This is a genomic window from Streptomyces sp. NPDC054783 (assembly GCF_053611725.1).
Window position 1 is genome coordinate 91,383 of the sequence record NZ_JBSHAY010000008.1, and the last position, 14,692, is coordinate 106,074.

The 14,692-nt window shown below is 72.1% G+C and carries 14 protein-coding genes; 7 read left to right on the forward strand and 7 right to left on the reverse strand.

Annotated elements, in window-relative coordinates; genetic code table 11:
* Positions 1 to 29: 29 nt before the first annotated feature.
* Entirely contained in the window at positions 30 to 1,589 is a 1,560-nt protein-coding gene (locus ACWGJ5_RS16635; RefSeq protein WP_453310443.1) for a DUF4331 domain-containing protein, read from the reverse strand.
* 219 nt (positions 1,590 to 1,808) lie between these two features.
* Between ACWGJ5_RS16635 and ACWGJ5_RS16640 the strand changes: the two genes are divergently transcribed.
* From ACWGJ5_RS16640 to ACWGJ5_RS16650, 3 genes are all read left to right on the forward strand, one after another.
* Positions 1,809 to 2,351, forward strand: coding sequence for a sigma-70 family RNA polymerase sigma factor (locus ACWGJ5_RS16640; RefSeq protein WP_228618518.1), 543 nt, complete (start codon positions 1,809 to 1,811; stop codon positions 2,349 to 2,351).
* Complete coding sequence (locus tag ACWGJ5_RS16645) at positions 2,348 to 3,220, forward strand: anti-sigma factor (protein WP_453310444.1); 873 nt, start codon at positions 2,348 to 2,350, stop codon at positions 3,218 to 3,220. Before ACWGJ5_RS16640 ends, ACWGJ5_RS16645 begins: the two co-directional genes overlap by 4 nt.
* Before the next feature lie 126 nt (positions 3,221 to 3,346).
* Positions 3,347 to 3,616 (forward strand): hypothetical protein, encoded by a 270-nt coding sequence (locus ACWGJ5_RS16650; RefSeq protein ID WP_228618522.1) that lies wholly within the window; start codon positions 3,347 to 3,349, stop codon positions 3,614 to 3,616.
* Between the two features lie 110 nt (positions 3,617 to 3,726).
* Here ACWGJ5_RS16650 and ACWGJ5_RS16655 read toward each other — a convergent pair whose 3' ends face one another.
* Genes ACWGJ5_RS16655 through ACWGJ5_RS16665 form a run of 3 tightly spaced genes read right to left on the reverse strand, consistent with a single transcriptional unit; the run spans position 3,727 to position 6,779 of the window.
* A complete protein-coding gene (locus ACWGJ5_RS16655; protein WP_453310445.1) occupies positions 3,727 to 4,935 on the reverse strand; it encodes a CaiB/BaiF CoA transferase family protein in 1,209 nt (402 codons plus the stop codon).
* A gap of 54 nt (positions 4,936 to 4,989) precedes the next feature.
* Positions 4,990 to 5,778: an ABC transporter permease gene (locus ACWGJ5_RS16660; protein ID WP_453310446.1), complete on the reverse strand. Its 789-nt coding sequence runs from the start codon at positions 5,776 to 5,778 to the stop codon at positions 4,990 to 4,992.
* Entirely contained in the window at positions 5,775 to 6,779 is a 1,005-nt protein-coding gene (locus ACWGJ5_RS16665; RefSeq protein ID WP_453310447.1) for an ATP-binding cassette domain-containing protein, read from the reverse strand. The genes ACWGJ5_RS16660 and ACWGJ5_RS16665 overlap by 4 nt, the downstream gene beginning before the upstream one ends.
* Positions 6,780 to 6,842: 63 nt before the next feature.
* Between ACWGJ5_RS16665 and ACWGJ5_RS16670 the strand changes: the two genes are divergently transcribed.
* Entirely contained in the window at positions 6,843 to 7,553 is a 711-nt protein-coding gene (locus tag ACWGJ5_RS16670; RefSeq protein WP_453310448.1) for a TetR/AcrR family transcriptional regulator, read from the forward strand.
* An 18-nt stretch (positions 7,554 to 7,571) separates the two neighbouring features.
* Here the strand turns inward: ACWGJ5_RS16670 and ACWGJ5_RS16675 are convergent, their stop codons facing one another.
* Genes ACWGJ5_RS16675 through hmgA form a run of 3 tightly spaced genes read right to left on the reverse strand, consistent with a single transcriptional unit; the run spans position 7,572 to position 10,857 of the window.
* Positions 7,572 to 8,726 (reverse strand): type ISP restriction/modification enzyme, encoded by a 1,155-nt coding sequence (locus ACWGJ5_RS16675; protein WP_453310449.1) that lies wholly within the window; start codon positions 8,724 to 8,726, stop codon positions 7,572 to 7,574.
* Positions 8,727 to 8,751: 25 nt separating this feature from the next.
* The gene (locus tag ACWGJ5_RS16680; RefSeq protein ID WP_453310450.1) at positions 8,752 to 9,501 is read right to left on the reverse strand and encodes a GntR family transcriptional regulator; all 750 of its coding nucleotides are present in this window, start codon (positions 9,499 to 9,501) and stop codon (positions 8,752 to 8,754) included.
* A gap of 45 nt (positions 9,502 to 9,546) precedes the next feature.
* Complete coding sequence (hmgA, locus tag ACWGJ5_RS16685; protein WP_453310451.1) at positions 9,547 to 10,857, reverse strand: homogentisate 1,2-dioxygenase; 1,311 nt, start codon at positions 10,855 to 10,857, stop codon at positions 9,547 to 9,549.
* A 163-nt stretch (positions 10,858 to 11,020) separates the two neighbouring features.
* Between hmgA and ACWGJ5_RS16690 the strand changes: the two genes are divergently transcribed.
* From ACWGJ5_RS16690 to ACWGJ5_RS16700, 3 genes are all read left to right on the forward strand, one after another.
* Complete coding sequence (locus ACWGJ5_RS16690; RefSeq protein WP_453310452.1) at positions 11,021 to 11,584, forward strand: hypothetical protein; 564 nt, start codon at positions 11,021 to 11,023, stop codon at positions 11,582 to 11,584.
* A 64-nt stretch (positions 11,585 to 11,648) separates the two neighbouring features.
* Positions 11,649 to 12,266, forward strand: coding sequence for a TetR family transcriptional regulator (locus ACWGJ5_RS16695; protein ID WP_453310453.1), 618 nt, complete (start codon positions 11,649 to 11,651; stop codon positions 12,264 to 12,266).
* Positions 12,267 to 12,382: 116 nt separating this feature from the next.
* Positions 12,383 to 14,614 carry a molybdopterin oxidoreductase family protein gene (locus tag ACWGJ5_RS16700; RefSeq protein WP_453310454.1) on the forward strand — a complete coding sequence of 744 codons (2,232 nt, stop codon included), beginning with the start codon at positions 12,383 to 12,385 and terminating at the stop codon, positions 14,612 to 14,614.
* Positions 14,615 to 14,692: the final 78 nt, after the last annotated feature.

Genomic DNA, 14,692 nt, shown 5'->3' on the forward strand with positions numbered 1-14,692 from the left:
GGGCCGCGCCGGTCTGGGTGGGGGCGGGGTCAGTACGGACGGCGTATGCGCCGGCGCCACCAGCCGACAGCCGTGCCGAGGAGCAGGATTCCGGCCGCGCCCGAGGCCGCCGACGCGGCGATCAGCACCGTGTTGCCGGAACCGGAGCTGCCGGAGGACCCGGCCGGTTGCAGGGCGTCGCCGAGCTGGCTGCGGACGTCCGTGCCCGCCGTCGTGCCCTTGGCGAGCGGGCCGCGCGAACCCGAGGTGGGCTCGGCGACGTACGGGAAGTACTTCTCGAAGCCCTTGTCGTTCTTGTCCACCGCGTCGCCCAAGTCGTTCTTGGAGCCGACCAGTTCGCCCTCGACGACCTGCAGCGCCTCGTCGATCACGTCGTCGGTGAGCCGGCGCCCGTTCGGGAAGCCCGCGTTGTCGCCGTCGAGAACACCGAGTCGCTTGGGATGCATGGCCGGCTTGATCGAGGTGTTCAGGCGCAGTTCCTCCGAAGGGCGCACGTTCGGGGGCTGGTTGAGGCCCTTGACGCCCTTCAGGAACACGTCGACCAGGTCGTTGCGCGGTTCGCTCGGCGCCTTGATCTTGTAGATCGACTCGATGAGCTTGGGCAGTTCGGGGTTGGTGACGTTCTTCAGGAACTGGGCGTCGTACGCGGGCTGCGAGGCGTTGAACCTGTCCTTGTCCTTCTGCGGGTTCACCACCTCGTTGACCAGCGGGTTGCCCAGGCGCGAGACCTGCGTGTAGTAGCCCTGCGCGTTGCGGCGCTGGGTGGTGGACCAGATGCCGACGACCGGCTGCCCGGCCGACTCCCGGATCAGGTCGGTCGGCACCTGCAGGGCGATGGTGTTGACGTTGTAGCCCTTCAGGGTGTCCCGCCCGACCTCGCTGAGGTTCCCGCCGTACAGCAGGTCGAAGACGCGCAGGTCCGCGAAGAACGGGTCGTCCGCCTGCCCGGCGAAGGTCGCGGCGCCGCCCGCCGTCTTGTAGACGGCCTGGGCGCGCAGCTTGCCGTAGTCCGGCATGGACGCCTTGCCGACGTCCGACGGCGCCGCCGGCACGTCGTCCGCGAGCTTGGTCCGCGACACCGCGTGCCCGTGCTTGAGCCGGAGCAGATCGATGTCGTACGTCTGCGTGATGTTGAGGTCGGGGTCGGCCAGGTTGCTGACCGGACCCGTGTTGTACAGGAACGTGTTCTTGTTCTTCGTGTGGGTCGTGAAGGTGTAGCGGAACACCATGTCGTCCTGCGCGTCACCGTTGCTGTCGACGTGGATGTCGTACTGGGCGTCGTCGGCGAACGTGTAGAAGTTCGGCCCGCCCGCCGGCTCCTCGAACGGGATCCAGTTCGCCACGATCGTCGTCGTGTCGGGCTTGTCCGGGCTGACGAACGCGTACAGGTCGGTGTTGTCGTACTGCGGGGTCCCCGAGATCAGCGGGGCCTCCCGGTGGGAGGAGGCGGAGGCCGTCCCGGGTTCCAGCGTGGCGACGCCGGCGGCCGCGAGCCCCCCGGCCGCCAGCGCACCGCACAGGAGCGTGGCCAGGCCCGTACGTCCCCTGTCGCTTCTGGAGAGGAGACTCCTGGAGAAGAGAGGTGTCATGCGTCCGTCCTCAGTGCCGACTTGCCTTTGACGGTCGGGTCTTCGGAGCGGGCCCGCGGATCGGATTGGTCGGACGGAGAAAATCCGCGGAAAAACTTTGGGCCCGCCCCGACCCGCGTTTTCGGCCCGCCGATCCGTATCTCCCGCGGGAGGTGTGCCTACGTGCGGATGCGTGGAGTGCGCGGAAGGGCCGGCTGCGGCCACGGAGAGGGGGCCCGGGTGCGGGCGGACGAGCTGCTGGTGCTCGTCGCGGGCGGCGACCAGCGGGCGTTCGAGGACCTGTACGCACTGGTGTCCGGACCGGTGTACGGGCTCGTACGACGGGTGGTGCGCGACCCGGCACAGTCCGAGGAGGTCGCCCAGGAGGTGCTGTTGGAGACCTGGCGCTCGGCCGCCCGGTACGACCCCGGCCGGGGCAGCGCGCTGTCCTGGATCCTCACCCTCGCCCACCGCCGCGCCGTCGACCGGGTGCGCAGCGCCCGCGCGGCCGGCGAACGCGAGCAGCGGGAGGCCGTGCGGGCCGGGGAGCCCGCGTTCGACCAGGTCGCCGAGGAGGTCGAGGCCGGCATGGAGCGCGAGTGGGTACGCCGCTGTCTGCGCCGGCTCACGGACCTGCAACGCCAGTCCGTGACTCTCGCCTACTACGACGGCTACACCTACCGTGAGGTGGCCGAGCGGCTCTCGCTGCCGCTCGGCACCGTGAAGACGCGGATGCGCGACGGGCTCACCCGGCTCCGCGAGTGCCTGGGAGGCGCCGCATGAGCATCCTCGGCAAGCTGCTGCGCCGCGAGGACCTGCACTCCCTCGCCGCGCCCTACGCCCTCGACGCCCTGGAACCCGGCGAGCGGCGCCGGTTCGAGAAACACCTGCAGGGCTGCGACCGGTGCGCCGCCGAGGTGCGGGAGCTGGCCGAGGACGCGGTGCGCCTGGCCTGGTCCACGGCCGCCCACGCGCCCCCCGACCTGCGCCGCCGGGTGCTGGCCGCCGTACGCACCATCCCGCAGGAGCAGGCCCGGGCCCAAACCCAAACCCAGGCCCAAACCCAAACCCAGGCCCAGGCCCAGGCCCAGGCACCGGCCCGGGAGCGCACGCCGCAACTGCCGCCGCACGTCTGGGGTACCCAGCCCCCGCCGGGACGCACCCGTACGCCCCGCACGCGCCCCCTGTTCGTGCCGTTCGCCACGGCCACCGCGGCCGCGGCCCTCGTCGTCGCCTCGCTCTTCGCCGTGCAGGCGCAGCGCACCGAGGACCGGCTCGCGGCGGAGAAGGCCCGGGGACGTGAGATCGCCCACGTTCTGGCCGCGGCCGACGCCCGAGCCACCACCGGCAAGGACGCACGGGGCCGCGCGATCGGAGTGATCGCTTCCGCCTCGCAGGGAGAAGCCGTCGTCACCCTCAGCGGATACGGCAGCCCGCCCGCCGGCCGCGTCCGCCAGCTCTGGCTCATGCGACCCCGGGCGCAACCGCGCTCCCTCGGGCTCCTCGCGGGCGACACGCCCTTGGTCGCGAAAGGCCTCGACACTTCCTCGACGTCACTCGCCGTAACCGTCGAGCCTGACGGTGGCTCAGCGCAGCCCACCGGCCAGCCCATAGTCCAACTCACCCTGAAATCGGTCGGATTCGGAGAGTAGTCAACGTGGGATGGTCAACCGCCTTGCAGGGAAGGTGAATCCTGTGGACGCGATACACGCGTGCCGCCCTGGGGCGATAGGGTTACTCTGCCCGGGCCGGGTGGACTCGTACGGGTGGGGAGTGACATGGAGCAGATAACAGTGCGCAGCAGGGCCAGGGTCCCTGCGATCACCTGCGGCAGCAGCGCGACCAGTTCGCGCCTCGACCGCCATCTGTCGGTGCTGGCGGGTCCCGCCATACCGCAGCGGGAGACGGTCGAGGCGACTTCGCTGATGCGTGAGCTGACGGCGCGTGACACCGCACAGCAGCGCAGTGACCGGGGCAGGCGGGTCAGCCGCGTCTCCCTCTTCGCACCGCTGCGTCGGCTGCGTCGCTCGCTGTTCGGCGGTCACTGAGCGGCAGCTGACCGACCGCTGAGCAGAAGCTGAGCGGCCGTCGAGCCACCACCGAGCCGCCGCCGACCCGGCCACACGCGGCCCCTGGACCCCTTCCGGGTCGCCGGCGCTCAGGCCGTCACACCGTCCCGGCGCATCGCTGCGATCTCGTCGTCCGTCATCCCCACGGCACGCAGCAGCGCCTCGGTGTGCTGCCCGAGCGCGGGCACATCACCCATCCGTGCCTCGTCCCCGCCCGGCAGTGTGATGGGAGGCAGCAGCGCTTTCAGTGGCCCGACCGGCGAACCCACCTCACGCCACCGCTCCCGGGCGGCCAGCTGCGGGTGCCCGGCCAGTTCGTGCAGATCACGCAGCCGGGCACAGGCGATGCCCGCCTTCTCCAGTCGGGCCAGCGCCTCTTCGGCGTCCAGCACGCCGAGCGCACGCGCCACCAGCTCGTCCGTCTTCTCCCGGTTCGCGACCCGTGACGCGTTCGTGGCGTACGCCGGGTCCGTCCCCAGCGCCGGTCGGCCCATGACCTGTTCGGCCAGCCGCCGCCACTCCCGGTCGTTCTGCACGGACAGCAGCACCCGTCCGCCGTCCGCCGTCGGATAGGCGTCGTAGGGCGCGATGACGGCGTGCGCGAGGCCGGTGCGCGCCGGGGGCTCACCTCCATGCATCGCATGGTGCAGCGGATGCCCCAGCCACTCGGCGAGCGCCTCCAGCATCGACACCTCCACCGGCCCGCCCCGCCCGGTCGTCCCCCGCCGCACGAGGGCCGCCAGCACGCCGGAGAACGCGTACATGGCCGCCGCGATGTCCGCCGCCGGGACGCCCGCCTTCACCGGCTGCTCCGGCGTCCCGGTCACCGACACGAGCCCCGCCTCGCACTGCACGAGCATGTCGTACGCCCGCTTGTCCGCGTACGGCCCCGAGGAGCCGTACCCGGAGATGTCCACGGCGATCAGCCGCGGAAGCGCCGCGCACAGCGTGGCCGCGTCGAGACCGAGCCGGGCCGCCGCCCCGTGGGCGAGGTTCTGCACGAACACGTCCGCGTCCGCGATCAGCCGCCGTACGACGTCCAGGCCCCGCGGATCCTTCAGATCCACGGCGATGGACTCCTTGCCGCGGTTGCACCACACGAAGTGCGAGGCGAGACCGCGGGCCGCCGTGTCGTAGCCGCGCGCGAAGTCGCCGCCGTCGACCCGCTCCACCTTGATGACCCGGGCTCCCAGGTCGGCGAGCTGCCGGGTCGCGAAGGGCGCGGACACGGCCTGTTCGACGGCCACGACGGTGATGCCCGCAAGGGGCAGGGGCTGGGTGTCCGTGCGCTGTTCCATGACCGGATCATGGCCCGCGGCCGCCGGGTTTGTCAGCAGCCCGGCGTCAGTCGGTCAGCGCTCCCCGCGCGCGTACCGGCGCACGGCGAGCGGCAGGAACAGCGCGGTCAGTGCCAGGCACCAGGCGAGCGCCCCGGCGACCGGGTGCGCCACCGGCCAGGCGGAGTCCGGCGGGACCGTCGCGTTGCCGAAGAGGCCCCGCAGAGCGGTCGTCACGGCGCTGATCGGGTTCCACTCGGCGAGGGTGCGCAGCCAGCCCGGCAGATGGTCCGTCGGGATGTAGGCGTTGGACAGCAGGGGCAGCACGAAGGAGGAGGCCCCGAGCTGCCCGGCCGCGTCCTCGCTGCGGGTGAGCAGTCCGAGGAAGATCCCGGCACAGGTGCTGGCGAACCGGAAGAACAGCAGCAGCCCGACCGCACCGGCCGCGTCGACCGCGGACCCCTCGATCCGCCAGCCCACCGCGAGCCCGACCAGAAGCAGCGGCACGGTTCCCACGGTCGTGACGACGAGGTCGGCGACCGCCTGTCCGAGGGGTACGGCGGCCCGGCTCACCGGCATCGTGCGGAACCGGTCCATCACACCCCGGTGGGTGTCCGCGGCGGCCTGGAACATACCGGTCATCAGCCCGCCGGCCGCGGTCGCGACCAGCAGCCCCGGCACCAGGAAGGACCGGTACTCGCGGCCGGGCATGGCCAGCGCGCTGCCGAACACATAGCCGAAGAACAGCAGCATGTTGACCGGCATCATCTGGGTGAGGATCGCCAGGCCCGGACTGTTGCGGACCCGGCGCAGCTGCCGTCCGGTCATGGCCAGCCCGTCGTACGTCACCGTCAACGCGCTCATGCGGCAAGCTCCTTGCGGTCGGTGGTCCCGTCGGTGGTCCCGTCGGTGGACCCGTCGGTGGCTGCGGCGGCGTGCTCTCCGGTGAGGCGCAGGAAGACGTCGTCGAGGGTGGGCGGGCGCAGGCTCGCGTCCAGCAGCGGCACGTCCGCCGCGTCGAGTTCGCGCACCAGGCGCGGCAGGGTCAGGGTCGGGTCGGTGGTGACGGCGCCGACGGCGTTGCGCTCGTGGTCGAATGCCGGTTCGCTGCCTGTGAGTTGATCGAGTACGGCAGCCGCCCGCTCCAGCGCCTCCCCGTCCGCGACCACGGCCTCCGCGTACGACCCGATGAGCGCCTTGAGTTCGGCGGGCGAGCCGGTGTGCGCGACCTGGCCCCCGTCCACCAGGGCGATGTCGTCCGCCAGCTGGTCGGCCTCCTCCAGGTACTGGGTGGTCAGCAGCACGGTCGTACCGTCCGCCTTCAGGTCGCGCACCGCCTGCCAGATGTCGGCGCGGCTGGCCGGGTCGAGTCCCGTGGTCGGCTCGTCGAGGAACAGCACGTCGGGCCGTCGGATGAGGCTTGCCGCCAGGTCCAGGCGGCGCCGCATGCCGCCCGAGTAGGTCGAGGCCCTGCGGCCGGCGGCCTCGGCCAGCCCGAAGCGCTCCAGCAGTTCCTCCGCTCGTGCGGCCGGTCCGCGCACCCGGTGCAGCCGGGCGAACAGCAGCAGGTTCTCGCGTCCGGTGAGGTCGCCGTCGACCGAGGCGTACTGCCCCGTGACCCCGATCCGGCTCCGCACCGCGGCGGCGTCCCGGACGAGATCGTGCCCGGCGATCCGCGCCGAACCGGCATCCGGCCGCAGCAGTGTGGTCAGCAGCCGTACGGCGGTGGTCTTCCCCGCCCCGTTGGGTCCGAGCAGTCCGCAGACGGTGCCCTCGGCGACGGCCAGATCCAGCCCGCGCAGGGCGTGCACGGGGCCGAAGTGCTTCTCCAGCCCCTCACTAAGTACAGCGTACGTAGTATTCATGCGGCAACCATAGCCCACTACGTACGCCGTACGGAACTAGGATGGTGATCGAGGTGATGATCGATGGCAGTCCGAGGGGCCGTCCCCGAAGTGATCTGGGCGCGTCCGGAGCGCACCGGCCGGGGTCCGAAGCCGGCGTACACCCGCGACGACATCGCCGCCGCCGCCGTCCGGATCGCCGACGAGCGGGGGCTCGACGCGGTGTCGATGCGGCATGTCGCGGCCGAGCTGGGCTGCGGCACGATGTCGCTGTACAACTACGTCCCCCGCAAGGAGGACCTGTACGAGCTGATGATGGACATGGTCAGCGCGGAACACGTCCCGTGGGAGCCGAGCGGGGACTGGCGGCCGGACATGCTCCGGGTGGCCCGGCAAACGCGTGAGCTCATGCGCCGGCACCCGTGGATGCCGAGGCTGATGTCACCGGTGTACGGCTTCAGCCCTCACGCCCTGCGCTATCTGGAGCACTGCCTGGCCTGCCTGGACCCGCTGGAGGTGTCCTACGGCACGAAGCTGGAGTTGATCGCGATGCTGAACGGTGTCGTGACGACGTATGTCCGCAACGAGATCGACACGGCCGAGAGGGTGCGGGCGCTGCCCTGGTCGGAGGACGAGGAGAACGCGGTGCGGATCGCGTATCTCGGGGGGCAGGTCGCGTCCGGTGCGTATCCGAGGACGGCGGCGGCGTTCGCGGAGGACGCCGGGCCGATCGATCTGGAGGCGGTTTTCGAGCGGGCGTTGGAACGGCTCCTGGACGCGGTCGCGCCGGGCTAGCGGGGTGCGCTGGCGCCGCTAGATCAGTGCGAACTGCCCTTCAGGACCCTCCTCGTGGTGGTCCAGGACCGAGGCGGGACGGCGGGAAGCCCCCGGTGCCGGGAGCATGCCCGCCTCGCGCAGCTCGGTCGCTGTGATCGTTGAGGTCGCCTTCAACTCGGCCCGCTGTGGCCGTAGTTCCGCGAGCAGGGCCAGGATCGTGATCAGTTCCAGCAGCTCCGAGGTCCAGGTCTGCGGCCAGGTCGTCGGGCCGATCGCCGCGAGGGTGCCGGGGGTGACCGGGGGCGTGCGGCTCGCGAACCAGGACTCCAGGACCCGGACTCCGGCCACCTCGTAGTCCCAGGCCTCCGGTGGGACGGGGGAGACGCGGCCCTCGTCGAGGTGGAGGGTCTCCTCGTCCTCGTCGTAGTGCAGGGTGAGGGGCCGGGCCGGCAGGGGTGCGCGGACGTAGGGGCGGCGGCCGCCGGGCAGCTTGGGGCGTTCGCCGTCGCGGCGCATCAGCCACAGCATGCGGCGGCCCAGTTCGACTCCCGCCGACCACAGGCGGGGGTCGTCGGTGAGCGGGACGGTGAGGCCGGGGGCGGTGGTCGCCAGGATCCAGCACAGGACGTCCGCCGGGGTGGGAGCACTGCCCAGACGGTCGGACAGGTGGGCCGTCAGCCCCGGGGCCAGGTTCGGTTCCCTGCCGCCGGGGCGGCGGTACAGGGGGCGGATGCGGCCGGTGCGGAGGGTCGGCAGCAGGGAGGTGGCCAGGAGCGGGTCCTCCTCGTCTCCCGTCTCCACCGCGAAGACCTGGTGCGCGTCCGCCACCCGCCACAGCTCCGGGCGCGCGGTGTCGATCAGCCGGTGGTCCGGGATCAGCCACTGCTCGTCGAAGGGCGCCGACAGGACGCGGACCGGCTCGGCGCAGGGGCCCTCGGCGCGGGCCAGCCGCTCGGTACCGGTGGACTGGCCCGGGAGCTGGCCCACCGCGGAGTGCGGGGTGCGGGCCCGGGTCGGCTCGAAGAGGGCCTCCCGGTCCGGACCCTCGGCCTTGAGCAGGGCCTCCCACCGGGCCTTGAGGGAACCGGGATCGGGTGCCGTCGGCCAGGCGCGGCCAGGCCGCAGCGGTGCGACGGACCACGGCATGAGGTCCGCCAGCAGCGGAGCGTCGTCGTGCGTCACGCAGGGCATGGTACGGCCTGTCCCCGACCCGGTATCAGGTCGCATCCAAGGTGACCGTGAACGAGAACCGGTCCCCCCGGTACTGGATCACCGCCACATCCAGCACCCGCCCACCGCTGTCATAGGTCACCCCCGTGTAGTGCAGGATCGGACTGAGCAGCGGCACCTGCAGCAGCCGCGCGGTCTCCGGGTCCGCGAGCCGTGCCTCCACCGTGTCCGTGATACGGCTGATGTCCGCCCCGACCACGTCCCGCAGCACCTTCGTCATCGGCCAGCGGACCAGGTCCTCCAGGTCGATGCGCGCGGCGAGTTCGGGGCGGACGTGGTTGACGGCGTGGTTGGTCGGCTCTCCGGTCTTCTCGTCGCTGCGGAGGCGGTGGTACGTCATCACCTCCGCCAGGTCCGGGAAGTACTCGGCGGCACCGGCCGGCACCGGTGTCAGGCCGTGGTCCAGCAGTTCCGTCGTCATCCCGGACTGCTGGGCCACGATCGCGTCCACCGAGCCCAGCAGCCGGACGGGCGCGCCCCGCCGGACACCGGGCTCGATGAACGTGCCGCGCCGCCGGTGGCGGCTGATCAGCCCCTCGTCCTCCAGTTCCTTCAGCGCCTGCCGCATGGTCAGCACGCTCACGCCGTAGTGCTCCGCCAACTGCTCCTCCGTGGGCAGCCGCAGCGGGTCCTCGGGGGAGCGGCCGAGTATCGAGGCACGCAGCGACTGCGACACCTGGTACCACAGCGGCAGCTTGCGGTTCAGGACGATCGAATCCGGAGCGAAGGAGGTCACTCGGCTATCCGTACCTGTCGATGAACGTCAGGCGCAACAGAGGCGTCATGCGCGGAAATGGCGCTGGAGCCCCTGCCACACGTCGTCGTAGCGGTGCTGGAGGTGGTCCGCGCCGGCCGCGTGCGGGGTGAGGGTCACCGGCCAGCGGGTCTCGAACATGAACGCCAGCCCGTCGTCGATCTTCTGCGGCCTGAGCTCGGCCGCGCTGGCCCTGTCGAAGGTCTCCCGGTCCGGGCCGTGCGCCGACATCATGTTGTGCAGCGAGCCGCCGCCCGGCACGAAACCCTCCGCCTTGGCGTCGTACGCGCCCTCGACCAGGCCCATGTACTCGCTCATCACGTTCCGGTGGAAGTACGGCGGCCGGAAGGTGTCCTCGCCCACCAGCCAGCGAGGGGCGAAGACGACGAAGTCGACGCCGGCCAGGCCCGGGGTGTCCGACGGAGAGGTCAGGACCGTGAAGATCGAGGGGTCCGGGTGGTCGTAGGAGATGGTGCCGATCACATTGAAACGGCGCAGGTCATAGACGTACGGCACATGGTTGCCGTGCCAGGCGACCACGTCGAGCGGGGAGTGGTCGTAGGTGGCCGTCCAGAGGTTGCCGCAGAACTTGTTCACCACCTCCACCGGGCCCGCCACGTCCTCGTACGCGGCGACCGGTGCCTGGAAGTCCCGGGCGTTGGCGAGGCCGTTGGCGCCGATCGGGCCGAGGTCGGGCAGCTGGAAGGGTGCGCCGTAGTTCTCGCACACATAGCCCCGGGCCGACTCGTCCAGCAACTCCACACGGAAGCGGACTCCACGCGGAATCAGCGCCACATGTGCCGGCTCCACAGCGAGTCGGCCGAACTCGGTGTGCAGCAGCAGTCCGCCGCGTTCCGGGACGATGAGCAACTCCCCGTCGGCGTCACTGAACACACGCTCCATGGAGGCGTTGGCGTGGTACAGGTGCACGGCCATGCCCGTCCGCTGTGTCGCGTCGCCGTTGCCGCCGAGCGTCCACAGGCCGGCGAGGAAGTCGGTGCCGGCCGTCGGCTCGGGCAGCGGGTTCCAGCGCAGCCGGTTGGGGTCGGGCACGGTCTCGGTGAAGGGGGCCGTGCGGATCGCGCCGTTGCCGGTGCGGGTGAACGCCGGGTGCGCGGCCGAAGGGCGGATGCGGTAGAGCCACGAGCGGCGGTTGTGTGCCCGCGGCTCGGTGAAGGCCGTACCGCTCAGCTGCTCCGCGTACAGCCCGAGCGGTGCGCGCTGCGGCGAGTTGCGGCCCTCGGGCAGCGCGCCCGGCACGGCCTCCGAGGCGTGTTCGTTGCCGAATCCGGTCAGATACGACAGTCCCGCGGCGGTCTTCCGCGCGTCCCCGCTCATGATCGCTCCCTTGCGCTCCCTGATTCCTATGTATCACCGTAGGAATAGGCGGAGGCGGGCGCAAGAGGTCCGCGCATACTCCGCCAGGGGGACCCCGCGGGGTGGACGGAACCAGACTTCAGACGGATTCGGGTGACCGGAGGGTTGTTCTACTCTCCAGATCATGCCGAGGACGTCGTGGACCCGCAGGACGCTCGCCGCGCTCGCGGCGGGCGTCCTGCTGCCGCTCGGCGCGGCGGCCTGCGCGTCCGGGCACACCCGCGACGGCACGGTCTCGCCCTCGCCGGTCGGCAAGGTCCTGGACGACACCGACTCGACCGGCCGGCATCTGCGCGAGGTCGACAAGAGGGACGCACCGCAGGTCGGTGTCGAGGTGACCCCGCACTCCGGCGGGGGCTGGGACGTCCGGCTGACGTTCCGCCACTTCCGCTGCTCCGCGCCCGGTGCCGGGTCCGCGGCGGTCACCGGGCGCGGGCTCGTGTACCTCTTCGTCGACAGCCGCCGGATCACCGGGCTGCGTGCCGGCGAGTACCACCTGCCCGACGGTCTCGTCCCGCACGGCACCCACCACGTCACCGCCCGTCTGTACGCCGACGACGGCACCGTGTGGGCCGTGCACGGCAAGCCGGTGCAGAGCAGCGCCGACATAACGGTGTCGGACGAGGACCCGGAGGCGGCGTGGGGCGGGCCCCCGGCCGGCGCGGCGGCCCGGGTCGCAGGGAAATGAGTGCACCGGCCACTCTTCGCCGTACTGGAGGGCGAGGTTCACCCGATCCCGGCGGAGAGGCATCATGAAGTCCGTGCCCCACGCGACATCGCTCCGCCGTGCGCCCGTCCAGCGGCGCAGCGCCGAACGGCTGACCAGGATCCTCGACGCCTGCGCCGAACTCCTCGACGAGGTCGGCTACGACGCCCTGAGCACCCGCGCGGTCGCCCTGCGCGCCGGTGTGCCCATCGGCTCCGTCTACCGCTTCTTCGGCAACAAGCGGCAGATGGCCGACGCCCTTGCCCAGCGCAACCTGGAGCGGTACACCGAGCGGGTCACCGAGCGGCTGAAGAAGGCGAGCACGGGGGACTGGCGGGCCGCGATGGACGCCGTCCTGGACGAGTACCTGGCCATGAAGCGCACCGCACCCGGGTTCTCTCTCGTCGACTTCGGCAACCAGATACCGGTCGGCGTCCGCCAGGCCGAGCCCAACACCCGCGTTGCCGACCTGCTCACCGGCCTGCTCTCCGGCTACCTCGGCCGCACCCCCGACGACGACCTGCGCCGGGTCTTCCTGGTCGCCGTGGAGAGCGCGGACACCCTCGTCCAGCTGGCCTTCCGGACCGACCCGGACGGCGACGAGGCGATCATCGCCGAGACCCGGGAGCTGCTGCGGGCGTATCTGGCCCGCGTCCTCGACTGACCTGAGACGGCCATCGTTCACATGAAGAGACCTCCCCACCATGCATACCGGTCGGTATGCTCACCCCGAGCCGCTCCGCGCTCGCCCGGTACCGCCGCCGACCTCCGGGAGGAACCGTGTCCCGCACCGCCCTGCGAATCTGCCCCCTGTGCGAGGCCACCTGCGGGCTGACCCTGACCATCGAGGGCACCCGTGTCACCGGCGCCCGCGGTGACCGCGAGGACGTCTTCAGCAAGGGCTTCATCTGCCCCAAGGGCGCCTCCTTCGGCGCCGTCGACGCCGACCCCGACCGGCTGCGCACCCCGCTCGTGCGCCGGGACGGCGAACTGCGCGAGGCCACCTGGGAGGAGGCCTTCGACGCGGTCGCCGCAGGGCTCCGCCCGGTCGTGGAGGGCCCCGGCGCGGACTCCGTCGGCGTGGTCCTCGGCAACCCCAACGTGCACACCGTGGCCGGTGCCCTCTACCCGCCGGTCCTCCTCGCCGGCCTGCGCACCCGCAGCCTGTTCACCGCCTCCACGGTCGACCAGATGCCCAAGCACGTCTCCAGCGGGCTGCTCTTCGGCGACGCGAACGCCATCCCCGTACCGGATCTGGACCACACCGACCACCTGCTCCTCATCGGCGCCAACCCGCTGGAGTCCAACGGCAGTCTGTGCACCGCCCCCGACTTCCCCGGCAGGCTCAAGGCGCTCAAGGCCCGCGGCGGCCGGCTGACCGTGGTGGACCCGCGCCGCACCCGCACCGCCAAGCTCGCCGACCGGCACCTCGCGATCCGCCCCGGCACCGACGCCCTGCTGCTCGCGGCGATGGCGCACACCCTCTTCGCGGAGGACCTGGCCGACCTCGCCCACCTCGCCCCGCACGTCCAGGGACTCGACGAACTCCGGGACGCGATAGGGGACTTCACCCCGGAAGCCGTGGCCGGCGCCTGCGACATCGACGCGCCGACCATCCGTACCCTCGCCCGCGAACTCGCCGCCGCCCCCACCGCCGCCGTCTACGCCCGCATCGGCAGCTGCACCGTCCCGCACGGCACCCTGGCCAGCTGGCTGGTGGACGTCCTCAACATCCTCACCGGCAACCTGGACCGGCCCGGCGGCGCCCTCTTCCCGCAGGCCGCCACCGACAGGACGCCCCGCCCGGCAGGCCCGGGCCGCGGCTTCGGGCTCGGCCGCTGGCACTCCCGGGTACGGCACCTGCCCGAGGCCAAGGGCGAGTTGCCGCTCTCCGCGCTCGCCGAGGAGATCGACACCGCCACGGACCAGGGCGAGCCGGTCCGCGCGCTGATCGTCGTGGCCGCCAACCCGGTGCTGTCCGCGCCCGACGGCGACCGCCTCGACAAGGCGCTGGACTCCCTCGACTTCATGGTCAGCGTCGACCCGTACCTGAACGAGACCGCCCGCCACGCCGACGTCGTCCTGCCCCCGCCCCCGCCCTCGCAGAGCCCGCACCACGACTTCGCCTTCAACACCCTCGCCGTACGCAACCAGGTCCGCTACACCCGCCCCGCGGTCCCGCTGGAGCCCGGCCGCATGGCCGAGAGCGAGATCCTCGCCCGGCTGATCCTCGCCGCCACCGGCATGCACGGGGCCGACCCCGCCGCCGTGGACGCCATGGTCATCGACCAGACCCTCGGCAAGGCCGTCCAGGAGACGCACTCGCCGGCGTACGGCCGTGATCCGAAGGAACTCGCCGGGCAGCTCACCGGCGAGAGCGGCCCCGAGCGGCGGCTGGACATGATGCTGCGCCTCGGCCCGTACGGCGACGGCTTCGGCGTACGACCCGACGGGCTGACCCTGGCCAGGCTGCTCGCCCACCCGCACGGCATCGACCTCGGCCCCCTGCGTCCGCGCCTGCCGCAGCCGCTGAAGACGCGCAGCGGCAAGGTCGAGCTGCTGCCCGAGCCGATCGCCGCCGACCTGCCCCGGCTGCGCCAGGCCCTGCGCGAGCGGCCCGCCGGGCTCGTCCTCGTCGGTCGGCGCCATCTGCGGTCCAACAACAGCTGGATGCACAACGTGCCCGCGCTCACCGGCGGCTCCAATCGCTGCACCCTGCACATCCACCCGGAGGACGCGGCCCGGCTCGGTGTCCGGGACGGGGCGGACGTACGGGTGAAGGGCGCCGGGGGAGAGGTGGTGGCGCCGGCCGAGGTCACCGACGCCGTACGGCCCGGGGTGGTGAGCCTCCCGCACGGCTGGGGCCACGACCGCCCCGGCACCCGCCTCGGCCACGCCGCGACCGCACCCGGCGTCAACGTCAACCAGCTCCTCGACGGCAGCCTGCTCGACCCGCTCTCGGGCAACGCGGTCCTCAACGGCGTACCCGTCCAGCTCGCCGCAAGCCTGTGACCTGGACTTTCGCGCTTATTGCTCACGCGTCAACATCTTGTTGACGCCAGTCGACGGGACCTAACGTCATCGCACCGC